Consider the following 24,930-nt stretch of genomic DNA (forward strand, 5'->3'; position numbering starts at 1 on the left):
TAAAAAAAAGCACAAATATGAAACGTTACAAAAAAAGAGTTCTCTTCATATTCGGTTTCTTAATCGTATTATTACCGTTACAATTTATATTTAAGATTAATATTGAAGAAACTTATCCTTCATTTAATTTTCCGGGATTTGCTTCCTGTCCCGTAACGGATGGAAAGTATATCAAATTTACCAAAACAACCTCCCGTGTTTTTTTTACAGACGGATCAGATAGTATTTTAGTTAAAAATGACTATCTGGGAAATAAAATACCGAGAACGATACAGATTACCCTTATCCAGAATTTACTTTTTCCTAAAGAATATCCGGTGCTAAGTAACCAGATCAATGCCCTGCCTCCCTATAAAAAAAGACTTTATCTTCTCAAAAAATCTATCCTGAACAGAAATATTAAAAAAGTTGATCTGGAGGAAAGTAAAGAATTTATTTTGAAAAGAATGGAAGAAAGATTTCATGATAAGGAGGTGGCCGCAATACAAGTAATCAACGAAACCGTAAACTTTGATATCACCACAAAGAAAATGGGTGGAACTGCTGTTCGGGATACCGTATTGGATTTTCGATTTTAAACTCACAAAAAATGATGAATAAATTAAAAGAACTACCTTTCACCAGTTACCATCCCAGTTATGAGTTTCTGGCATTTTACAGGATATTTTTCTCATTGTTCCTTTTATGGATCGGGATCTCAGACAACAGCTGGATTTATTCTATTCCTGGCAGCGCCATGCATCCGCCAGTAAGTATGCTTTTGTTTACAGATTTTGTTCCTTCCGAATTTTTTTTTGTGGCATGCCGGTTTATAATGCATATGTGCTTACTGTTGATCCTGATAGGCTATAGGCCGAGAATATTTGCAATAATTTATATGGTTTTATATATTGTGACAAACAATTATGCTTATTCTTTTGGAAAAATAAACCATGATTTTATTTATACTCTGCCTCTTCTCATAATGGCATTTTCACCTTGGAACAGAGTGTACAGTTTCTTTCCGGAACCAGAACGGGAAACCGATGGATTGGCTAAATCGTGGCCGATATTTTTGATGAGCCTGATCTTTAGCTTTGGAATATTTACTGCAGGGTTTGCTAAAATTTTGGGAGGCTGGCTTAGTATGGATACCCAATATACCCAGATATTTTTCAATAAATACCGCTATATTATAGGATGGAACGATCTTCTTTCCGATTTTTATGATAGCATCAGCTCCAAGCTGTTCTGGGAAATTCTCGACTATTTTACAGTTATTTTTGAAACCGTTTTTATTGTTTCTTTCCTTTATCCGAAATTTTTCAGGAGTATGCTTATAATAGTTATTGTTTTTCATATTAATGTCTTATTGATGCTGAATATATCATTTAGTTTCTCCATAGGTTTGTATACTCTTTTTATTCCTGCTCATTTACTTCCCGCAGCTTTCAGACATAAGATAAAAACGATATTGTCAATGATTTTTGATCAGAAATACAAAGTTATAGCAATAATACTGGTTGTTCTGTATTTGTTGTTATTGAGTTTCTTCAATATCAGTACTATAGATTTTGTGATAAATACATTTTTAAGCTATATCTCTTTTGCTTTTGGAAAATATTCTGTTCCGTTGATTATTATGGGAGGATATTTGCTATTGGCAGTTTATTTACTTATCAGATCATGGAGGAAATTGGATGGAAAACAGCAAATAAAACAGGAAAGCGACTGCGGCGGATAAATAAATTTAGTTTTACATACTGGCTTTCAGACTTTTCGATAAAAGGTTTCAGAAAGTTTTTTCAATTAGGAAAAATGTGTAAATTTGCAATCTTAATACATTGAAATATAAGGTTTGTACTTCATTGGATTTGAATATTGAAACTTTTTTCAAGAAAAAGGTTTTGGTATTTAAAAATTCATTATATTTGCACACCGAAAATTTGAAAAACAATAAATAAATAATTTTAAATCATGGCAAAGGAAACGTTTAATCGTAACAAACCACACTTGAACATTGGTACTATTGGTCACGTTGACCATGGTAAAACTACTCTTACTGCTGCAATCAGTAGTGTATTGGCAAACAAAGGTCTTGCTGAGAAAAAAGACTTCTCTGCTATTGACTCTGCTCCAGAAGAAAAAGAAAGAGGTATCACTATTAATACTGCTCACATCGAATACGAAACTGAAAACAGACACTATGCTCACGTTGACTGTCCTGGTCACGCTGACTATGTAAAAAACATGGTTACTGGTGCTGCTCAGATGGATGGAGCAATCTTAGTATGTGCTGCAACTGATGGACCAATGCCTCAAACTAGAGAGCACATCCTACTTTGCCGTCAGGTAAACGTACCAAGAATCGTTGTTTTCATGAACAAAGTGGATATGGTGGATGATGCTGAGCTTTTAGAGCTTGTTGAATTAGAACTTAGAGATTTATTATCTACTTACGAATATGATGGAGATAACTCTCCAGTAATCCAGGGATCTGCTCTTGGTGCTCTTAACGGAGATGAGAAGTGGGTTAAAACTGTAGAAGAATTAATGGATGCAGTTGATACTTGGATCGAGCAGCCAGTAAGAGATCAGGATAAGCCATTCTTGATGCCAATCGAAGACGTATTCTCTATTACAGGTAGAGGTACTGTAGCAACTGGTAGAATCGAATCTGGTGTTATCAATACTGGTGATCCAGTTGATATCGTTGGTATGGGTGATGAAAAATTAACTTCTACAATTACAGGGGTTGAGATGTTCAGAAAAATCCTAGACAGAGGTGAAGCTGGTGATAACGTAGGTCTATTGTTGAGAGGTATTGAAAAAACTGACATCAAGAGAGGTATGGTAATCGCTAAGAAAGATTCTGTTAAACCACACAAAAAATTCAAAGCTGAGGTTTATATCCTTTCTAAAGAAGAAGGTGGACGTCACACTCCATTCCACAACAAATACCGTCCTCAGTTCTACGTAAGAACTACTGACGTTACAGGTGAGATCTTCTTACCAGAAGGTGTAGAAATGGTAATGCCTGGTGATAACTTAACAATCACTGTAGAATTGTTACAACCAATCGCTCTTAACGAGGGTCTTAGATTCGCGATCAGAGAAGGTGGTAGAACAGTAGGTGCTGGTCAGGTTACTGAAATCTTAGATTAATCATCTTAAAATATAAAAGCTTCCGTAAGGAACTTCTTTACGGAGCTTTTTTAACTACGGGCATCGTCCAATGGTAGGATACCGGTCTCCAAAACCGTTGATCAGGGTTCGAATCCTTGTGCCCGTGCAAATAACAATTATGAGTTCATTTATCGATTTTTTAAAAGGTTCTTATAACGAATTCAGACATAAAGTTGAATGGCCAAAATGGTCTGATCTGCAATCTTCTACAGTTGTAGTGACGATTGCTACAGTGATCTTGGCATTATTTACTTTTGGAGTTGATGAATTGTTTTCTAAGGCAATCAGCAACATCATCGGAATGCTTATCAACTTGTTCAATTAATAATAAAAGTATTTTCCCAAAATGAGCGAATTGAAATGGTATGTGCTGAAAGCAATCAGCGGTCAGGAAAATAAAGTGAAAAACTACATTGAGACGGAAATCAAACGTTTAGGGTTTGAACAGTACGTTACTCAGGTAGTTATTCCTATGGAAAAGGTTATTCAGATTAGAAACGGAAAAAAAGTTCCTAAAGAAAGACCTTACTATCCTGGATACCTGATGATCGAAGCTGATTTGATGGGAGAGATTCCTCACGTTATTAAGAACATTCCTGGAGTTATTTCTTTCTTAAGCTTGACAAAAGGAGGAGATCCTGTTCCAATGAGAAAGTCTGAAGTGAACAGAATGTTGGGAAGAATGGATGAGTTATCAGAATTTGCAAGCGATGTTGAAATCCCTTATGTAGTGGGTGAAAACGTTAAAGTAATTGACGGACCATTCAACGGATTCAACGGAACAGTAGAGAAGATTCTTGAAGATAAAAAGAAAATTGAAGTATCTGTTTTGATCTTCGGTAGAAAAACTCCGATGGAATTGAGTTACATGCAGGTAGAAAAAGTATAAAAATTTTGTTCTAAATAGATAAAGGTTGCTTGAAAAAGTGACCTTTTTTCATTTAAAGTAAGGAAATGTGATATTGTCTGCGAAAAAAAATAATAGTTTTTTATTGTACTGCTCTTTTTTAGTGGTACTCTTCATATACGTCATTGTAAAATTATACGGAAAAGCAACACTACCTGTTCATGAATGGACCATGTCTGATTGGTTAGTGAATTACGATGACGGTGGCTTTAAAAGAAGGGGAATCACTGGAACTGTATTTTTTGTGGTGCAGGATCTGTTTGGTATATCGTTACCAATTCAAGTTTTTATTGTTCAGCTTATTTTTTATGCGCTTGTTTTCTATCTTTATTATAGGCTATTGCTGGCAAAGAAAATAGATAGGAATATTTTAGTATTGTTATGTTCTCCATTATGTTTTATGTATTTTCCAATCAATTTATCTTATTCAGGGAAAAGGGAAATTATTCTTTTCACGCTCGCAGCCTATTTTTCATTAGGTAAAATGACTGTTCTGAAAGAAAAGGTCTTTTTAGTTTTATTTTGTGTAGGATTACTGATCCATGAAATGTTTTATTTCTTTCTGCCGTTTTTTATTGCCATACATACTCTTAAAACAGGGGAGAAAAAGTATTCTTTCTGGATGTTGTTTTTTGCTTTGTCAAGTGTAATAATGATGCTTTTATTTTTCTTCGGAAAAGATGTTAACTGTGGTAAAAGTTTAGAATTTATTAAGGAAAGGGGTGTGATTTTTGGAAGAAACAATATTTTCCAGTTTAAATTTTCAGAGGGCACAGAGCTGATAAAGAAAGAATTAATTTCTTACTCTTTATTCATTTTAGAGCTTCTTGCCGGTGTTTCGATGTTTTTATATTATGTTTATTTATTTTACAGGAACAAATTCTTCGGCTTGCTAAAGTTTGTTATTGTAAGTTTTATTTGGGTAACACCATTGTATATTTTAGGAATAGACTGGTATCGTTGGGATCATATATACAGTATGCTTCTATTTATTATTGTAGTAATGCTATTGCCGGACAATGACAATAATGAGCGAGTTACATTTAATCAAAATCCTTTAATTAAGAATCTTTTTGTTTTTAATATTATATTTTTTATCTTCTTTTTTATTCATATACAGTATGATGCGAGAGGGCTTTCCCTACAGAAAGTACAGGACTATTATTTTTCCAAATTTTTTAATCACCTTCAATAACGATTCTCTTGTGTAAGTTATTAATCATTAGTATTAAATTGTTTTAATCTGTTTAAAAATCAAATAATTAATTTGCTATTTCAAAAATATTTTATAATTTTGCAGTCCGAAAAGTAGGCTTATCTAATGTGAGAATGGATAACCTGCTGAATAATAATGCTTCCAAACTCATTAATTATTCAAATTTAAAAAACAAACAATGGCTAAAAAAGTCTTTAAAATGGTAAAGCTTCAGGTGAAAGGTGGCGCAGCTAACCCTTCTCCACCAGTAGGTCCAGCTTTGGGTTCTGCAGGTGTGAACATCATGGAGTTTTGTAAGCAATTTAACGGAAGAACTCAAGATAAGCCGGGACAAGTTTTACCTGTAGTAATTACAGTATACGAAGACAAATCTTTTGAATTCGTAATTAAAACTCCTCCTGCAGCAATCCAGTTAATGGATGCGGCTAAGATCAAAGGTGGTTCCGGAGAACCAAACAGAAACAAAGTAGGTTCTGTATCTTGGGATCAGGTTAAGAAAATCGCTGAAGACAAAATGGGTGACCTTAACTGCTTTACAATGGAATCAGCTGTTTCTATGGTTGCAGGTACTGCAAGATCTATGGGATTAAGAGTAACAGGAACTAAACCAACTTTTAACGCTTAAAACTTAAAGAAATGGCAAAATTAACAAAAAAGCAAAAGGAAGCTTTAAGCAAAGTAGAAAAAGGAAGAATCTATAACCTTGAAGAAGGTGCAGCTCTTGTAAAAGAAGTAAATACTGCAAAGTTTGATGCTTCTGTAGATATCGCTGTAAGATTAGGAGTAGACCCAAGAAAAGCAAACCAAATGGTAAGAGGTGTTGTATCTCTTCCTCACGGTACTGGTAAAGATGTTAAAGTATTAGCTTTAGTAACTCCAGATAAAGAAGCAGAAGCTAAAGAAGCTGGTGCTGACTATGTAGGTCTTGATGAATATTTACAAAAAATCAAAGAAGGTTGGACAGACGTTGACGTAATCGTTACGATGCCGGCTGTAATGGGTAAATTAGGACCATTAGGTAGAGTATTAGGACCAAGAGGTCTAATGCCAAACCCTAAATCAGGTACTGTAACCATGGAAATTGGTAAAGCAGTAACTGAAGTAAAAGCTGGTAAAATTGACTTTAAAGTAGATAAATACGGTATTATCCACGCTGGTATTGGTAAAGTATCTTTCGATGCTGCTAAAATCAAGGAAAATGCTCAGGAATTGATCTCTACTTTGATCAAAATGAAGCCAACTGCTGCTAAAGGAACTTATGTGAAGTCTATTTATTTGTCTTCTACAATGAGTCCTGGTATTGCAATCGATACTAAATCTGTTAACTAATTTTAATCCTTAAGACAATGACAAAAGACCAAAAAGTTGTAGCAATACAAGAGATCAAAGATTTGCTTCAGGATGCAAAAGTAGTTTATGTAGCAGATCTAGAAGGTTTGAACGCTGCTAAATCTTCTGACTTCAGAAGACAGGCTTTCAAGCAAAATATTAAAGTGAAAGTTGTAAAAAATACACTTTTACAAAAAGCAATGGAACAAATGGAAGGAGTAGATTACTCTGAAATGTTCCCTACTTTCAAAGGAAACTCAGCAATATTAATCGCTGAAACAGCAAACGCTCCTGCGAAATTAATCCAAGGATTCAGAAAGAAAGAAGAGAAGCCAGCATTGAAGTCTGCTTATCTTCAGGAAACTTTCTATGTTGGTGACAACAACCTAGACACGTTGGCTAACATCAAGTCTAGAGAAGAAATGATCGGTGAAATCATCGGATTACTTCAGTCTCCAATTCAGAGAGTTGTTTCTGCTCTTCAAAACAAGCCTGAGACAGTAGAGGCTAAAGCTGAAGAAGCTGCACCTGCAGTGGAAGAGGCTCCAGCTACTGAAACTCCGGAAACTCCAGCTGCAGAAGGAGAAGCTCCAGCTGCTGAATAATTACACTCAAAAAATTAAATAAATAATCAACAAAAACATTACAACAATGTCAGATTTAAAAAATTTAGCTGAAACGCTAGTAAACTTAACAGTAAAAGACGTAAACGAATTAGCTGCTATCCTTAAGGATGAGTACGGAATTGAACCAGCTGCTGCTGCTGTAGTAGTTGCAGGTGGAGGTGCTGCTGAAGCTGCTGAAGAAAAAACTGAATTCGACGTAATTCTTAAGTCTGCAGGTGCTTCTAAATTAGCTATCGTTAAATTAGTAAAAGATTTAACTGGTGCTGGTCTTAAAGAAGCTAAAGATATCGTAGATGGTGCTCCTGCTCCAATCAAAACTGGTATCTCTAAAGACGAAGCTGAAGCTCTTAAGAAGCAATTAGAAGAAGCTGGTGCTGAAGTAGAATTGAAATAATTTCAATTATCTATAAATATAAAGCCTGGACATTTGTCTGGGCTTTTTTATTTCTGTAAACGAAGTTTTAGGAGCTTGATCCCGCTATCCGCACTCGCCATTTTTATTATTTTCGGTGCGGCGGCGGAGCCGCCGCACCGAAAATAATAAAAATGAGCTCAAACAAATGCTTCTATCGGGGCTATGACTGTAGGCTGTTATCTTCAATAATTACGACAGTACAAAAATAATTTCATTGATTATCTCTTGGTCAGGACTCTTTTCTAAAAGGGTATAAATTTAAAGGATTTATGCGGAATGTGATAGTTTACATTAATATTTCAACCTGTCAGCTAAAATATTTAATAAAAATTGTAAATGTGGATAAGTTTTTGTAAATTTGCATTCTCTTTTGGCGCGAAAAATTGTTTGTAAATCTATAAAATACTATAAATCAACTCTTTCATCAAAATGAAAGGGCTTTGTTGTATATGGATAATACGGCTATTCTGCCTCAAAAGTAATAAAAATATTTTGCATTACGCTGTGAAAAGATATACCAGTGTTGCAGTTAGAAGGAGCCAAGTGCAAAGTTAAAAGAATCAAGGTCTTTCGTGAGCGCCAAAAACACTTTTATCTTTTCCTTTTATCTTGTTTCTTGTCCTTTCTGATATTTTTTAATGAATCAAAATATTTTTTAACCCTTTCTTAAAAGTTTTATGAGTAAAACAACAGCAACAACTAAGGGAACACCGAGAATTAATTTCTCATCAGCGAAAGGAAAAATTATCACTCCTGACTTCCTGGATATCCAGATCGAGTCTTTTAAAGAGTTTTTCCAGCTTGATACGCTTCCTGAAGACAGAACGAATGAAGGTCTTTACAAGACTTTTCAGGAAAATTTCCCGATTACGGATTCAAGAAACCAATTTGTATTGGAATTCCTTGATTATCTGGTAGATTCTCCGCGTTATTCAATCGATGAGTGTGTGGAAAGAGGATTGACCTATTCAGTTCCTCTTAAAGCAAGGCTTAAATTGTATTGTACAGACCCTGAGCACGAAGATTTCCAAACCGTTGTTCAGGATGTATACTTAGGTCCGGTTCCTTACATGACACCTAGTGGATCTTTCATCATCAATGGTGCTGAGAGAGTTATCGTTACGCAGTTGCACCGTTCACCTGGTGTATTCTTCGGACAGACATACCACGCAAACGGAACCAAATTATATTATTCAAGAATTATCCCTTTCAAAGGATCTTGGATGGAATTTACAACCGATATTAACAGCGTAATGTACGCATATATCGATCGTAAGAAAAAATTACCATTAACAACTTTATTAAGAGCAATCGGTTACGAATCTGATAAGGATATCCTTCAGATCTTCGACCTTGCTGAAGAAGTGAAAGTTTCTAAAGCTGCCCTTAAAAAAGTAGAAGGAAGAACATTAGCTGCGAGAGTTTTGAACACATGGTTCGAAGACTTCGTAGATGAAGATACAGGTGAGGTAGTTTCTATCGAAAGAAACGAAATCATCTTGGATAGAGAAACTATTCTTGAAAAAGAGCATTTAGATCTTATTTTAGATGCTGGTGTGAAATCTATCCTGATTCACAAAGAAAACAGCAATGAATTCTCTATCATCCAGAATACATTACAGAAAGACCCTACCAACTCTGAAAAAGAAGCGGTAGAATATATTTACCGTCAGTTAAGAAATGCAGATCCGCCAGATGAGGAAACAGCAAGAGGAATCATTGAAAAATTATTCTTCTCTGAGCAAAGATATTCATTAGGTGAAGTTGGACGTTACAGACTAAACAAAAAGTTAGGTCTTAACATTCCTACTACAACTGAAGTTCTTACCAAAGAAGATATCATTGCGATTGTAAGACACTTGATCGAATTGGTAAACTCTAAAGCTGAAGTTGATGATATTGACCACTTATCAAACAGAAGAATTAAAACTGTAGGTGAGCAATTGGCAGGACAGTTCGGGGTAGGTCTTTCAAGAATTGCAAGAACAATTAAGGAAAGAATGAACGTTAGAGATAACGAAATCTTTACTCCGCTTGATCTTGTTAATGCAAAAACCTTAACATCTGTAATCAACTCGTTCTTTGGTACCAACCAGCTTTCTCAGTTCATGGACCAAACCAACCCACTTTCAGAAATCACGCACAAGCGTAGACTTTCTGCACTAGGGCCTGGTGGTTTATCAAGAGAAAGAGCAGGTTTCGAGGTTCGAGACGTTCACCATACCCACTACGGAAGAATTTGTCCGATTGAAACTCCGGAAGGACCAAACATCGGTTTGATTTCATCTTTAGGGATATATGCAAAAATCAACAGATTAGGTTTCATTGAAACTCCATACAGAAAAGTAGAAGACAGCAAGATCGATCTTAATGCTGATCCTATTTACTTAAATGCAGAAGACGAAGAATCTAAAGTAATTGCTCAGGCAAACGTTGAATTAACAGACAACGGTGAATTCGAAACAGACAGAATTATTGCAAGATTGGATGGTGACTACCCGGTAGTTGAGCCATCTCAGGTTGACCTTATCGACGTTGCACCAAACCAAATCTCTGGTATTTCAGCTTCATTAATTCCGTTCCTGGAGCATGATGATGCGAACCGTGCGTTGATGGGATCCAACATGATGCGTCAGGCCGTTCCATTATTGAAGCCACAGGCTCCAATTGTAGGTACAGGGCTTGAGCAGCAGGTTGCAAGAGATTCAAGAATTTTGATCAATGCTGAAGGTACCGGTACTGTAGAGTATGTGGATGCTGACAAAATTGTTATCAAATACGAAAGAAGCGAAGATGAAGATTTAGTACAATTCGAGTCTGCTACGAAAACATATAATCTAACTAAGTTTAGAAAAACCAACCAAAGTACAACTATTACCCTAAGACCAAACGTAAGAGTAGGTGATGTAGTGGAAAAAGGACAGGTACTTTGCGACGGTTACGCTACTGAAAAAGGAGAATTGGCTCTTGGTAGAAACTTAGTGGTTGCGTTCATGCCTTGGAAAGGATACAACTTCGAGGATGCGATCGTAATCAACGAAAAAGTGGTTCGTGAAGACTGGTTTACTTCAATTCACGTAGATGAATATTCTCTTGAAGTTCGTGATACCAAATTAGGTATGGAAGAGCTTACAGCAGATATTCCAAACGTTTCTGAAGAAGCTACTAAAGATCTTGACGAAAATGGTATGATCAGAATCGGTGCTGAAGTGAAGCCTGGAGATATCATGATTGGTAAAATTACTCCAAAAGGTGAATCTGATCCGACTCCTGAAGAAAAACTTCTTAGAGCAATCTTCGGTGACAAAGCTGGTGATGTAAAAGATGCTTCATTGAAAGCAGATTCTTCATTAAGAGGTGTTGTGATCGACAAAAAATTGTTCTCAAGAAACATTAAAGATAAAAAGAAAAGAACTGAAGAAAAACTTAAGCTTGAAGAGATTGAAAACACTTACAAAGCTAAGTTCGATGACTTGAGAAACACTTTAATTGAAAAATTAAATACTCTTGTAAGCGGTAAAACTTCCCAAGGCGTTAAAAATGACCTTGATGAAGAAATCATCGGTAAAGGGGTGAAGTTTACTCACAAATTATTGACTTCAGTTGAAGATTATGTAAACGTTAGCGGTTCAGACTGGACTGTTGATAACGATAAAAATGAATTAATCAAACAATTAATTCACAATTACAAAATCAAGTACAACGATATCCAAGGGGTTAAAAACCGTGAGAAATTTGCAATTTCAATCGGGGACGAATTACCGGCAGGTATCATGAAGTTGGCTAAAGTTTACATCGCTAAAAAACGTAAACTGAACGTAGGGGATAAAATGGCGGGTCGTCACGGTAACAAAGGTATCGTTTCGAGAATCGTTCGTGAAGAAGATATGCCGTTCCTTGAAGATGGAACACCGGTAGATATCGTATTGAATCCACTTGGGGTACCTTCTCGTATGAACATCGGTCAGATTTATGAAACCGTTCTTGGATGGGCTGGTCAGAAATTAGGATTGAAGTTCGCTACACCGATCTTCGACGGAGCAAGCCTTGATCAGATTACTGAATACACTGAGAAAGCAGGTCTTCCTAAATTCGGTCACACGTATCTTTATGATGGTGGTACCGGAGAAAGATTTACTCAGGCAGCGACAGTGGGTGTGATCTACATGTTGAAATTAGGACACATGGTTGATGATAAGATGCACGCACGTTCTATCGGTCCATACTCATTGATTACTCAGCAGCCGTTAGGAGGTAAAGCTCAGTTCGGAGGTCAGAGATTCGGGGAGATGGAGGTTTGGGCTCTTGAAGCATTCGGAGCATCAAATATCCTGAGAGAGATCCTTACCGTGAAGTCGGATGACGTAATTGGTAGAGCGAAAACTTATGAAGCGATTGCAAAAGGTGAATCTATGCCTGAACCAGGTATTCCGGAATCATTCAATGTATTACTTCACGAGCTACAAGGTCTTGGATTAGACGTAAGACTAGAGGAATAATTTTAAATTTTAAATTATCAATGCTGAATGGAAACATTCTGAAATTAATCTAAAATCTAAAATCTAAAATTTAAAATCTAACAAATGTCAAATAAAAATAAATCAAGTAGATTTAATAAAATAACCATCGGTTTAGCTTCACCGGAATCGATTCTTCAGGAATCGAGAGGGGAGGTTCTTAAGCCGGAAACCATTAACTACAGAACGCACAAGCCTGAAAGAGACGGGTTGTTCTGTGAAAAAATCTTCGGTCCTGTAAAGGATTACGAATGTGCTTGTGGTAAATACAAGAGAATTCGTTACAAAGGGATCGTTTGTGACCGTTGTGGAGTAGAAGTTACGGAGAAGAAAGTACGTAGAGAGAGAATCGGGCATATCAATCTGGTAGTTCCAATCGCTCACATCTGGTATTTCCGTTCTTTACCGAACAAAATCGGTTACCTTTTAGGAATTCCTTCCAAGAAATTGGATATGATCATCTACTACGAAAGATATGTAGTGATCCAACAAGGTATTGCTAAAAAATTAGACGGTTCTGATTTCGAAAATATGGAGTTCTTGACAGAAGAAGAGTACCTTGATATCATGGAAACACTTCCTATCGAGAACCAGTATCTTGATGATTCTGATCCAAACAAATTCATCGCTAAAATGGGTGCTGAAGCTGTTGAGGAATTATTAAAAAGAATCGATCTTGATGCATTATCTTTCGATTTAAGACACAAAGCTCACAATGAAGGTTCAAAACAAAGAAGAACTGAGGCTTTAAAAAGATTGAACGTAGTAGAAGCATTGAGAGGTGCCAATACAAGAATGATCAATAAGCCTGAGTGGATGATCATGCGTGTGCTTCCAGTTATCCCGCCGGAATTAAGACCATTGGTTCCGTTGGATGGTGGACGTTTCGCAACTTCCGATTTGAATGACCTTTACAGAAGGGTGATCATCAGAAACAACCGTCTGAAAAGACTATTGGAGATCAAAGCTCCTGAAGTAATCTTAAGAAACGAGAAGCGTATGCTTCAGGAATCAGTAGATTCATTATTCGATAATACAAGAAAATCTTCAGCGGTAAAATCTGAATCAAACAGACCATTGAAATCTCTTTCTGATTCATTGAAAGGTAAGCAAGGTCGTTTCCGTCAGAACTTATTAGGAAAAAGGGTTGACTACTCTGCGCGTTCGGTAATTGTTGTAGGTCCTAACTTACAGCTTCATGAATGTGGTATTCCTAAAGATATGGCTGCGGAACTCTACAAACCGTTCATCATCAGAAAACTGATTGAAAGAGGAATTGTAAAAACAGTAAAATCTGCAAAGAGAATCATCGACAGAAAAGAACCTGTTGTATATGATATCCTTGAAAATGTGATGAAAGGCCACCCGGTTCTTCTGAACAGGGCACCTACGCTTCACAGACTGGGTATTCAGGCATTCCAGCCTAAAATGATTGAAGGTAAAGCGATTCAGCTTCACCCGTTGGTAACAACAGCATTCAACGCCGATTTCGACGGTGACCAGATGGCGGTACACTTACCGTTAGGTCCTGAAGCGATCCTTGAAGCTCAGTTATTGATGTTAGGTTCTCAGAACATCCTGAACCCTGCAAACGGTTCTCCAATCACGGTACCTTCTCAGGACATGGTTCTTGGTCTTTATTTCATGACTAAAGAATTAAGCTCTACGGAAGATATGAAAGTGAAAGGTGAAGGTCTTGCATTCTATTCTCCTGAAGAAGCGGAAATCGCTTATGCGGAAGGAAGAGTGTCTTTAAATGCTAAAGTAAGATGTAGATTACCGATCAAAGAAAACGGAGAGATCGTAACAAGACTGATTGAAACTTCTGTGGGTAGAATCTTATTCAACCAGATTGTACCTAAACAAGTAGGATATATTAATGAACTTTTAACGAAGAAATCATTAAGAAACGTTATCGGTAAGATCCTTGCTGATACAGATTTCCCTACAACTGTGAAGTTCCTTGATGCAATGAAAGACTTAGGATATTCAAACGCATTCAAAGGAGGTCTTTCTTTCTCATTAGGAGATATTGTAGTTCCTGTTGAGAAAAAGCAGATGATTGCACAATCAATTGAAGCTGTTGATGAAATTAGAGCCAACTATAACATGGGTCTAATTACAGATACAGAACGTTATAACCAGGTAATCGACGTTTGGACAAATACCAACGCTGGATTAACGGAGATGATCATGAGCAGAATGAAAACTGACCAAGGTGGTTTCAACTCTGTATACATGATGCTTGACTCTGGAGCGAGGGGTTCTAAAGAACAGATCCGCCAGTTATCAGGGATGAGAGGTTTGATGGCAAAACCGCAGAAAGCCGGTTCTACCGGAGCGGAGATCATCGAAAACCCGATCCTTGCAAACTTTAAGGAAGGTCTTTCGATCCTTGAATACTTTATCTCTACCCACGGTGCTCGTAAGGGTCTTGCGGATACCGCTCTTAAGACTGCCGATGCCGGTTACTTAACGAGAAGATTGGTAGACGTTGCACAGGACGTTATCGTTACAGAAGATGACTGTGGAACTTTAAGAGGTACAGAAGTTACTGCACTTAAGAAAAATGACGAGATCGTTGAAAGAATCTCTGAAAGAATCTTAGGTAGAGTATCTTTACATAATATTTACGATCCTGAATCAGACGAGTTGATCGCTGAAGCAGACCAGGTAATCTCTGAAGCATTAGCTAAGAGAATCGAGGAAGCCGGATTAGAAGCTGTTGAGGTTCGTTCACCATTAACTTGTGAAGCTAAGAAAGGGATCTGTGCGAAATGTTACGGTAGAAACTTAGCAACAGGTAAAATGATTCACATGGGTGAAGCGGTAGGTGTAATTGCAGCACAATCCATCGGGGAGCCGGGAACTCAGCTTACGTTGAGAACCTTCCACCAAGGGGGTACTGCAGGAAACGTATCAGAAAACCCATCAATCGTTGCAAGAAGAGACGGTATCGTTGAAATGGATGAGGTAAGAACCATTACTTCTGAAGACGAAAACGGTAATACAGCTGAGGTTGTGGTTTCACGTTCAACAGAATTCAGATTGGTTGCCGATAATGAGTCAAGAACTCCGTTAATGGTTGCCAACGTACCTTACGGTTCCATATTATCTGTAAAACCAGGTGATAAAGTGAAGAAAGGAGATGTAATCTGTAGATGGGATCCGTATAACGCAGTTATCATTGCAGAAACTGCTGGTAAGGTAGAATACGAAGATATCATCCAGGGGGTTTCATTCCAATTGGAAATTGACGAACAGACAGGATTCGAAGAGAAAGTAATTTCTGAATCCAGAAATAAGAAAGCCGTACCAACATTAAAAGTGGTAGATTCTAAAGGGGTTGAGCAGAAGGCATACAACTTACCGGTAGGAGCCCACTTGATGGTAAATGATGGTGAAAAAATTAAGGCTGGTAAAGTTTTAATCAAAATCCCAAGAAAATCTGCAAAAGCAGGGGATATCACCGGAGGTCTTCCGAGAGTTACTGAATTATTCGAAGCAAGAAACCCTTCAAACCCTGCAGTGGTTACAGAAATCGATGGGGTGGTTTCTTACGGAAAAATCAAGAGAGGTAACCGTGAATTGATCGTTGAGGCTAAAACTGGAGAGAGAAAAATTTATTTAGTTAAATTATCCAACCAGATTTTGGTACAGGAGAATGACTTCGTGAGAGCTGGTTCGCCGCTTTCTGACGGATCCATCACTCCGGACGATATCTTGAGAATCAAAGGTCCAACTGCAGTTCAGGAATACTTAGTAAACGAAATTCAGGAAGTTTACCGTTTACAAGGGGTAAAAATCGACGACAAGCACTTCGAAATCATCGTAAGACAGATGATGACAAAAGTATCTATCGTTGACGGAGGTGATACTCAGTTCCTTGAAGGCGCTCTTGAGCACAAGTATGACTTCTTAGAAGAAAACAACAGAGTATTCGGTCTTAAGGTTGTAGTTGAAGCAGGAGATTCTAAAGTATTCAAACCGGGTCAGATGATTACGGCAAGAGAATTAAGAGACGAAAACTCTAAATTGAAGCGTGAAGATCAGGCTTTAGTGGAAGTAAGAGAAGCTTTACCTGCTACCGCAACACCAGTGTTGCAGGGTATTACAAGAGCGGCTCTTCAGACGAAGTCATTCATGTCTGCAGCATCGTTCCAGGAAACAACTAAAGTTCTTAACGAAGCTGCGGTTGCTGGTAAGATCGATGATCTGAACGGTCTTAAAGAAAATGTAATTGTAGGGCACAGAATCCCTGCAGGTACAGGTCTTAAAGAATATCAGAATGTAATCGTTGGTTCTAAGAAAGAATTCGAAGATCTTAACTAAAATATGTAATTTGAAATTTGAGGTTTGAAATTATTTTTATACTTTCACAATCTCAAATTTCGAATTTTTAAAAATATAATTTATAACAAATGGACAACAATCAAAATCCACAAGACGGAAACATCAACATCGAATTAAATGAAATGGTAGCGGCTGGTATCTATGCTAATTTAGCTTTGGTAAACCACTCTCCATCTGAGTTTGTAGTAGATTTCATCCAGTTAATGCCGGGTGTACAGCAGGCGAAAGTAAGATCAAGAGTTATCCTTGCTCCTCTTCACGCTAAAAGAGTACTTTCTGCTCTTCAACAAAACATTGCTAACTATGAGCAGCAATTCGGAGAAATCAAAGAAGTTGAGCCTTTCGTATTAGGAGGTAACAACGTGAACGCTTAAGATTCTCAACCATATAAAATGAAAGCCCTATTATTGGGGCTTTTTTTATGTTTTAATTAACATAATAATAAATTTTAACTGTTTTAAATTGTATTATTTTAAAATTTTGAAATATTTTATAATTTATTATTAAATTTTAAGGCTATTTGGTATATTTGTTCAAAATTTTTAAAAAATGAAAAAATATATTCTTCTTGCCACTTTATTATGCACGACGATAAGTATTTATGCACAAGAAAAAAACAGTAAGGCGAATCAAAGACATCTTAAGAAATTATATTCTAAATATGATAAAAATTTAAAGAAGCAACATAAGCTTTTGAGATCTGCCGGAGTTCCGCCAAATCCTTATAATGAAGAAGATTACAAAAGAACAATGGATCCCGTTACAGGAGGAAGTAATTTTGATAAACTTGCCAAACTGAATGAGGAAATTAATCAAGGAAAATATGCCCCCACAAGATCAATGTCCCTGATCAGCGGACAAGAATCTTCTACACAAAAAATAGTAAATGAACCGTGGATAGAAAGAGGTCCTTATAATGTAGGAGGAAGAACGAGAGCCATAATGTATGATCCTAATGATCCTCTGGGTAAAAGGGTTTTTGCAGGAGGTGTTTCAGGAGGACTTTGGGTAAATCAGGATCCCACAATAAGCACAAATGAATGGACCCCATTAAGTACATTTTGGGCAAATACTTCTATTTCGTGTATTGCCTATGATCCAAACAATACACAAATTTTGTACGTAGGAACAGGAGAATCTTCTACATCTGATGCTATAGGTTCCGGAATCTGGAGATCTACAGACGGCGGAAGCACATGGACTCAAATTTTTACCATCTCGCCTGTTTATTCCGGTACTGTAAGAAGCGGTAACTTTTACATCAATGATATTAAAGTCCGAAACAATGCAGGTGTTTCAGAAGTTTATGCAGGAGTGAGCGGTAACTACAATGATGGAGCCTGGCAGGGCCTGAGTCAGGCGGGATTGTATAAATCTACTGATCAAGGAGCTACATTTATAAAAAATACGAGCTTATTGGCTCTCAATACAACGACCAATGTAACAAGCTCTACAGGATATTCTATTCAGCAGATAGAAATCGGGGCAGATAATTCTGTTTGGGTTTCTACCCGCTCTTCAAGATATTCTAATATAGATTCTGGAGGCAGAATTTTAAAATCTGCAGACGGTGATACTTTCAGCGAGGTTTATAATGTTGGGAATTCCGGATCAAGAGTTAATTTCACTCTTTCCAGAACGAATGCTAATAAAGTTTATGCATTTATGCAGGGTGAAGACAGTAGTTCGGAGCCTATTCGTATTGCCAAATCTACGGATGGAGGTCTAACGTGGGCGTCAACTAATGATCTGTTATCAAATATCACTCTTCCTACTGCTGCAGATACAAGCATTCCTGCAAATGACTTTACAAGAGGACAATCTTTTTATGATCTTGTGATTGCTACAGATCCTTTGGATGACGAAACAGTTTATATCGGAGGTATTGATCTCTATAAATCTTCTGACGGAGGTGCAAGCTGGACACAGATTTCAAAATGGTCTAATAATAATAATATGGCAAACCTGCAGGTTTCTCAGGTACACGCAGACCAACACGAGATTGTTTTTAATCCTTTTAATAACTATTCTACCAACCAGATGATGTTTGGCAATGATGGTGGAATTTATTTTGTACCTAATAAAAATACTGTTGCAACGGTGGGAGGTTTCGCTGCAAGAAACACCAGATACAATGTGACACAATTTTACAGTGCAATGCTGAACCCTACTAAAACCCCTGCCGATGAGGAGTTGCTCGCTGGTGCACAGGACAATGGTTCTTGGTGGCTGTATGGAGCACCACAGTCAAATAATTTTTTAACGAGCCAAGCAGCAACTTCAGGAGATGGAATGTATACAGAATATGATGACTTAGATAATTATGAAATCGCAAGTTATGTGTATAACAATCATTATCTGTTGACAAACAATATCTATTATCTTGTTTCAAGTGCAAACAGAAATGCTTATGGACACTTTGTAAATGAAATTGCTTTAGACAGAGTAAATAATGTATTTTATTCTTATCGTTCCGGATTAACACTCTTTAGAACAAGCGGATTATCTGCTGCAGCTACTACATTTACAAACAATATAGTAAGTGCCGGAACAGCGCAAACCAATGAGCAGATTTCTTGGATGAAAGTTTCACCATATACAACAGCTTCTACTACATTGTTTGTAGGAACAAACCTGGGAAGAATCTTTAAAATCACAAATGCTAATACAACATCGTATACCTCTACCCAGATCACATCGCCGGCTACAGGAACAATTTCAGATATAGAGTTTGGCGCTAATGAAAGCGAAATCATCGTAACATTATCAAACTACAATGTTGTAAGTGTCTTTTACTCTACAGATGGAGGAACTTCATGGCAAAATAAAGAAGGCAACCTCCCAGATATGCCGGTAAGAACAGTTTTAAGAAATCCTGATGACGCGAATGAGGTAATTCTCGGAACAGAGATGGGGGTTTGGGGAACAACAAATTTCCTTTCTTCATCACCTACCTGGGCCTCAATTACCGGAAATATCGGAAATATAAGAATTACCAATTTGGATTACAGACCTTCAACCAAAACGGTTTTGGTTTCTACGTACGGACGAGGAGCATGGACAACACAAAACACCATACTCCCATTAGCTACAGATGAGATAAAATCTAAAAAAGACAAGGTGAGAATATATCCGAATCCTTCAAAAGGAATTGCGCATTTGAGATTTGATTCGGCAAAATATAACACTGTTGATATCAGTATTTTTGATGCGTCAGGAAGATTGATCTACAGTAAGAAAAATGTAAAATCCGACGAGGAATTTGGTCAGAGATTGACACCAGGAAATTACGTTCTGAAGGCTGAATCTAAAGGAGAACTTGTTTACAGTGGCAACTATCTGGTGCTGGGTAAAACAAATGACAATGGGGACGATGATTAAAAAATGAATAATCACTTATCAATAATCATATTTTGGATTCTGGCGCTTTCTTGTAATGCGCCGGTTTCCTCATTGCATAAGGATAAAGTTTTGTTAATATCAGCAGAAAAAACAGTTTGGTTCGGCGGAAGACCCGGAGTGAAGGGAATAGTTTATACGATTGTATTACAGGCAATAAATACGAAAGATAAAATCAAAATTACCTCTTTGAAAGCGGAAGGAAATATCATCACATTTACTCAAACCAATTCTGCAAATCTCATTATTATTAAAGGCAATTTGCAAATCACAGATCCGATGGATAATTTTGAAAATGCACCGTCCGGACTGCATCGTGAAAATTCTGCTGAAGAAGATCTTATTCCTAATAAACAAGATAATTGGATAGAATATAAGACAGCAAATTCCGAAAGATTATACAAGATACATATTCCGGAGTTTGTTTCGACAGAACCGGAACAACAGTTAATTCCCCAAAGACAATAAATTATATTTGCGCAAAAAGCTATTCTTGATATTTTTATTTATTCCTTTACTAATCGTGTTTTTTAATGTGATTCATCCTGCTGTTTCCTGTATTAAAAGTGAAGTATATAAAAAAACACGCAACCATATTCTAAATCATGTACTGGATCAGTCAGAAACAACTTATTTTTCAGAGAAAGATCTTTTAAAAGCTAATTGGAAAGAAGATAGAGAATTTGTATTAAATGGTTTTTCTTATGATGTTGTCAGTATAAACTTTATAAATGGGAATAAATATTATCGGTGTTATATTGATAAAAAAGATATCATTATTAATTCCATATTGAAGGTTTCAGGCTTTTTTGTGACCAGGAAAACGTTTGCGTGGAGACATTTCGATTTGCCTGTACAGAATATAAAAAATATAAAAATATCTGGCTTTTTTACTTTTCCTGGCTTCTGGCAACTCCATTTTTTTAATTTTTATTCTAAACTAAAACCAGGATATTTAAAACCATTTGAAAATACATATTATTTGTCAGTTATATTTCCGCCCCCGGAAAGATGCTTAATACTTTCATAAACCTTTAACGACAAATAATTAATTTTTAAATCAATGAAAAGATATATATGCATTGCAGCTTTATTGAGTTGTACATTTACGAATGCCCAAAAATCAGCAGAAATAGAGGAAGTGTCTATTCTGGGAAGAAAAAAAATAAAACAGGAACGTGCAGAATTTAAAAGGCATGCTCAATCTGTAGAAACACTTTCGGAAGAAGAATTAAACAGGAATAATCCTGCAGCAATTGATCAGACCTTATCTACAATGTCGGGAATACAGGTTGATAAGCGAACCAATTTTGGAGGGCAGAGACTGGTAGTCCGCGGATACGGAAATGACCAGAAATTTAATAACTGGGGAATAAAAGCGTATTGGAATAATATACCCCTGACCAATGCAGAAGGAATTACCATTCTGGATGATGTGGATTTTGCCTATGTAAATAATGTTGAGGTAATCAAAGGTCCTGCTGCAACCATGTATGGAGGAGGAGCTGGCGGAGCGGCTCGTTTTTATACACGTCCTGATTTTACAAAAGGAATCACAGTTTCCGAAAACGTCTTAATAGGCTCTTTTAAAACATTTCAGTCTCGTACCCAGTTGAATGCTGCTGATGAAAATTATTCTGTAAATGCTGCTTACGGACATCTTGAAACCGATGGCTACAGGCCTAACGGAAGCGGACTAAAAAACTTTTTTAACATAAACGGAACGGTAAAGCTTGGAAAAAATGACCAGTTAAGTTTTTTAGGAAGTCAGGCTTATTCCTACGAGCATACGTCAGGACAGATTTCTTACGATGATTATTACGCAGGAATCGATAATGGAAATCCCGCCTATATCCGTAAAAATTCAGGCACAAAAATAAAGTCAACGAGAGTAGGATTGAGCAATGCTGTGAACATTCTTCCAAACCTTAGAAATTACACTACTTTATTTTATTATAATGCAAATACAGAAAGTGTTTCGGCAGGAGCTTTCGGAATAACAAGCTCTCCAAATGTAGGCTTGCGCTCAACATTTACCTTAAAAAATGAAAGTAAGCATTTCGAAAACAGATTCGATTTCGGTACTGAGATTCAGAATTCAATATCTACTACGTCAAGTTATCGCTTTAAAGGATCTGTTACAAATCCTTTAGAAACTACCGGAATTTCCGGAGCGACTTATTTTAAATACAATAATAATCAGGCGACTTATTTTGCAATAGACTATTTAACGTATAAACCCTGGGGATTAACTTTTCTTGCGGGAATAAGTGCAAACAAAACCAATTATAACAGAAAGGATTTATTTGCAGTTCCTGGATTAATTGCAGGAAAAAAGGATCAGTCATTTGATAAACAGTATGAAACTGCGTTTACCCCTCATTTTGCATTACAGAAAGAATGGAAGCATCAGATTTTTAATGTAAGCTATAGCGAAGGGTACAATGCTCCAACAGCAAGTTCTTCCTTTATTAATTACACCAATACTGCTAATAATGATCTGCGGCCGGAACGTGCTAAAATGTTAGATTTCAGTGTACATGGATTGTTGCTGGATACCAAGCTGGATTATCAGATTTCTTTATTCAGGATAGATTATTCTGATAAATTAACACAGCTTACAATTCCAAACTCAAATAACCAGACGTATTGGGCAAATACGGGAAGTCAAAAGAACAGCGGATTAGAATTAAGCATTGGATATCAGTACAAAAACGACAACTCCTTTCTTAACAGAATTGTTCCTTTTGCAAATCTATCCTATTACGATGCAAAGTACAAAGATTTTAAGACCAGGCTGTTAGGAGCAGATCAAATTTATGATCATATGACGGTGGTGGGTGTTCCAAGAAACAAATATGCACTTGGATTGGATATATACACAAAGCCGGGCTTTTATTTAGTAAATACTTATAATTATTTGGGCAATGTATATACAGATTTTGCAAATACCAATCTCGTGAAAGGTTTTGGATTGTTAAACTCCAAATTGGGTTATAAGAAATCTTTTGGCAGATTTGATCTTGATGCTTACATCATGGGGAATAACTTAACCAACCATGTTAATTATACTTTTCTGTTCCTGGGAAATAATATCAACGATTCGGATGCAGAAAATGGTTATCCGAAAGGAGTTGCGACAGATCTCAATCCCGGTCCGGGCAAAGCTTATTTCTTTTATGGTTTGAATATTAAGTACAAATTATAAAATAGTAAATAATTGCAAATTAAAGTTGTGATTATAAATCTATAAGCTCCTTGTTATGAAACTGCTTCACGAAAACGAAGCAGTTTTTTTCATTAATTATCATTATTGAATAAATCTCTTCAATCTTATAATGATATTTTTCTACCTTTGCTATTAGATAGGATTACAGGATATGGTAAATAATCAGTTTATTATTAACAAATTTGGCTTTTTAGGTGATGTTTTTTTAAAGGAACTCAATAAACATGCTATAATAACTGAAATTAAAGCTAAAACTGAAATAGTAAGAGAAGGACAGAAAAATAAGTTTGTTCCTTTTTTGATCAAAGGGTCAATCCGGGTTTTTACGCTAAATGATGGGAGAGAGCTTATTTATTACTATATCCGGGCAAACGACAGCTGTCTCATGACCTTTTCATCTATCTTTACTGACTATGTGAGCCGTGTTTATGCAATCGCGGAAGAAGATTCAGAGGTAATGCTGATACCTGTTTCCGTGGTGCACGAATGGCTGATCGCTTTTCCTGAAATCAACAGGGTTTTTTATCAAGAATACGATAAAAGATTCTCCGATGTGATGAGCATGGTAAATGATGCCGTTTTCCATAGACTCGACAAAAGGGTTTTGAACTATATCCGACAGCAAATCTCACTTACCGGGAATAATCCAATAAAGCTTACCCACCGCGAAATTGCAAACAATCTTGGCACTTCAAGAGAAGTTATAAGCAGAGTTTTGAAAAAAGTGGAAAATGAAGGGGAAATTACGCAGACAAAAGAAGGGATAAAAATGCCTGTAAATGAAAATGTTACACAAGGCTAACAATTCATATTTAATTAATTTAATAATCTCATTGATAAAAACAATCCGGTCGGTGACTTTTATCACACGATTTTGATGTGATAAGTCTATAAGTTTGTCATACATAATTTTTAATAATAAACTGTATGACAAAAACTGTACTATTTGTATTGATATTGATCTCAGGATTTACCTTTGCACAGGAAGACCTGCTGAAAGATATTGACACCATTCAGACAAAAAACACAGATACTTCACAACCGGCCTTTAAGGCACTGCAGATTGTCACCGGGCAATCTACAAAGCTCGCTGCAAAAAACGAATGGTATATTGTTGTTGCCCACCGATTCGGAGATGTAAGCAAAGGATTTAAAGATTTTTTCGGACTGGACGATGCCTCTACCAAATTAGGAGTTATTTATGGCGCTACAGACTGGCTTTCATTCAATCTATCCAGGGAAACCAATCAGAAAACTTTTGAAGGAGGCGCAAAATACAGATTGGTAAAGCAAAACGAAAACTTCCCGGTAGATATCGTAGGATATAACGTGATGGCGGTAAACACTGATTTAAGCACAGACAATTATCCCCATCTGAAATTTGGAGACAGGCTCGCTTATCTCACCCAGGCGTTGATTTCAAGAAGATTCAATGATGATTTTTCCCTGCAGCTTACGCCGTCTTATGTTCATAAAAACCTGTATGAACCTACCATAGAAAATAAAGATCAGTTTCTGGCAGGTATCGGGGGAAGATATAAAATTTCAAAAAGAATATCCATTAATGCAGAATATTTCGTGAATTTTGACAATCACAGTTTCTATAAAAATCCTTTATCATTGGGCATGGACATAGAAACCGGGGGACACGTTTTCCAGCTTTTATTTACCAATTCCCAGATCAATTCAGATATCGGATATCTTACAAATGCAACCGGAAGATGGGGAAAAGGACAGATTTTCTTTGGGTTTAATCTTTATAGAGTTTTTTAAT

19 protein-coding genes and 1 tRNA gene are annotated in these 24,930 nt (G+C 36.6%); all 20 read left to right on the forward strand.

The annotated features are described in order from the left end of the window. Window positions 1-17 precede the first annotated feature (17 nt). The 20 genes from AC3WV0_RS06370 (at window position 18) to AC3WV0_RS06465 (ending at window position 24,929) form a co-directional block, all read left to right on the forward strand. On the forward strand, window positions 18-578 hold the full coding sequence (locus AC3WV0_RS06370; RefSeq protein ID WP_488844970.1) for a hypothetical protein: 561 nt from the start codon (window positions 18-20) through the stop codon (window positions 576-578). An 11-nt stretch (window positions 579-589) separates the two neighbouring features. After that, entirely contained in the window at window positions 590-1,723 is a 1,134-nt protein-coding gene (locus AC3WV0_RS06375) for an HTTM domain-containing protein (RefSeq protein WP_488844972.1), read from the forward strand. 233 nt (window positions 1,724-1,956) lie between these two features. Continuing rightward, window positions 1,957-3,144 (forward strand): elongation factor Tu, encoded by a 1,188-nt coding sequence (tuf, locus tag AC3WV0_RS06380; RefSeq protein WP_002976407.1) that lies wholly within the window; start codon window positions 1,957-1,959, stop codon window positions 3,142-3,144. A gap of 56 nt (window positions 3,145-3,200) precedes the next feature. Further along, a tRNA-Trp gene (locus tag AC3WV0_RS06385) sits at window positions 3,201-3,271 on the forward strand. A 12-nt stretch (window positions 3,272-3,283) separates the two neighbouring features. Further along, on the forward strand, window positions 3,284-3,490 hold the full coding sequence (secE, locus tag AC3WV0_RS06390) for a preprotein translocase subunit SecE (RefSeq protein WP_488844974.1): 207 nt from the start codon (window positions 3,284-3,286) through the stop codon (window positions 3,488-3,490). A 21-nt stretch (window positions 3,491-3,511) separates the two neighbouring features. Beyond that, a complete protein-coding gene (gene nusG, locus AC3WV0_RS06395; RefSeq protein WP_002976412.1) occupies window positions 3,512-4,054 on the forward strand; it encodes a transcription termination/antitermination protein NusG in 543 nt (180 codons plus the stop codon). Between the two features lie 121 nt (window positions 4,055-4,175). Beyond that, window positions 4,176-5,267, forward strand: coding sequence for a hypothetical protein (locus AC3WV0_RS06400; RefSeq protein ID WP_488844976.1), 1,092 nt, complete (start codon window positions 4,176-4,178; stop codon window positions 5,265-5,267). Between the two features lie 199 nt (window positions 5,268-5,466). After that, window positions 5,467-5,913, forward strand: coding sequence for a 50S ribosomal protein L11 (rplK, locus tag AC3WV0_RS06405; protein ID WP_089998305.1), 447 nt, complete (start codon window positions 5,467-5,469; stop codon window positions 5,911-5,913). Window positions 5,914-5,924: 11 nt separating this feature from the next. Continuing rightward, window positions 5,925-6,617: a 50S ribosomal protein L1 gene (gene rplA / locus AC3WV0_RS06410; RefSeq protein WP_029295585.1), complete on the forward strand. Its 693-nt coding sequence runs from the start codon at window positions 5,925-5,927 to the stop codon at window positions 6,615-6,617. A gap of 17 nt (window positions 6,618-6,634) precedes the next feature. After that, complete coding sequence (gene rplJ, locus AC3WV0_RS06415) at window positions 6,635-7,222, forward strand: 50S ribosomal protein L10 (protein WP_089998304.1); 588 nt, start codon at window positions 6,635-6,637, stop codon at window positions 7,220-7,222. 46 nt (window positions 7,223-7,268) lie between these two features. Next, window positions 7,269-7,637 (forward strand): 50S ribosomal protein L7/L12, encoded by a 369-nt coding sequence (rplL, locus tag AC3WV0_RS06420; protein WP_029295588.1) that lies wholly within the window; start codon window positions 7,269-7,271, stop codon window positions 7,635-7,637. 698 nt (window positions 7,638-8,335) lie between these two features. Then, window positions 8,336-12,157, forward strand: coding sequence for a DNA-directed RNA polymerase subunit beta (rpoB, locus tag AC3WV0_RS06425; protein ID WP_488844979.1), 3,822 nt, complete (start codon window positions 8,336-8,338; stop codon window positions 12,155-12,157). A gap of 84 nt (window positions 12,158-12,241) precedes the next feature. Further along, window positions 12,242-16,507: a DNA-directed RNA polymerase subunit beta' gene (rpoC, locus tag AC3WV0_RS06430; protein ID WP_488844981.1), complete on the forward strand. Its 4,266-nt coding sequence runs from the start codon at window positions 12,242-12,244 to the stop codon at window positions 16,505-16,507. An 89-nt stretch (window positions 16,508-16,596) separates the two neighbouring features. Then, window positions 16,597-16,902 (forward strand): DUF3467 domain-containing protein, encoded by a 306-nt coding sequence (locus AC3WV0_RS06435; protein ID WP_029295596.1) that lies wholly within the window; start codon window positions 16,597-16,599, stop codon window positions 16,900-16,902. 175 nt (window positions 16,903-17,077) lie between these two features. Next, window positions 17,078-19,909: a T9SS type A sorting domain-containing protein gene (locus tag AC3WV0_RS06440; protein ID WP_488844983.1), complete on the forward strand. Its 2,832-nt coding sequence runs from the start codon at window positions 17,078-17,080 to the stop codon at window positions 19,907-19,909. Between the two features lie 3 nt (window positions 19,910-19,912). Next, complete coding sequence (locus tag AC3WV0_RS06445) at window positions 19,913-20,395, forward strand: hypothetical protein (protein ID WP_488844985.1); 483 nt, start codon at window positions 19,913-19,915, stop codon at window positions 20,393-20,395. 25 nt (window positions 20,396-20,420) lie between these two features. Beyond that, window positions 20,421-20,957, forward strand: coding sequence for a hypothetical protein (locus tag AC3WV0_RS06450; protein WP_488844987.1), 537 nt, complete (start codon window positions 20,421-20,423; stop codon window positions 20,955-20,957). A 33-nt stretch (window positions 20,958-20,990) separates the two neighbouring features. Continuing rightward, on the forward strand, window positions 20,991-23,135 hold the full coding sequence (locus AC3WV0_RS06455) for a TonB-dependent receptor (protein ID WP_488844988.1): 2,145 nt from the start codon (window positions 20,991-20,993) through the stop codon (window positions 23,133-23,135). A gap of 172 nt (window positions 23,136-23,307) precedes the next feature. Beyond that, window positions 23,308-23,958, forward strand: a complete 651-nt coding sequence (locus AC3WV0_RS06460; RefSeq protein ID WP_488844990.1) for a Crp/Fnr family transcriptional regulator — start codon at window positions 23,308-23,310, stop codon at window positions 23,956-23,958. Between the two features lie 125 nt (window positions 23,959-24,083). Next, on the forward strand, window positions 24,084-24,929 hold the full coding sequence (locus AC3WV0_RS06465) for a DUF5777 family beta-barrel protein (protein WP_488844992.1): 846 nt from the start codon (window positions 24,084-24,086) through the stop codon (window positions 24,927-24,929). The last annotated feature ends 1 nt before the right edge of the window (window position 24,930 follow it).

Source organism: Chryseobacterium sp. 27AL, assembly GCF_057815395.1.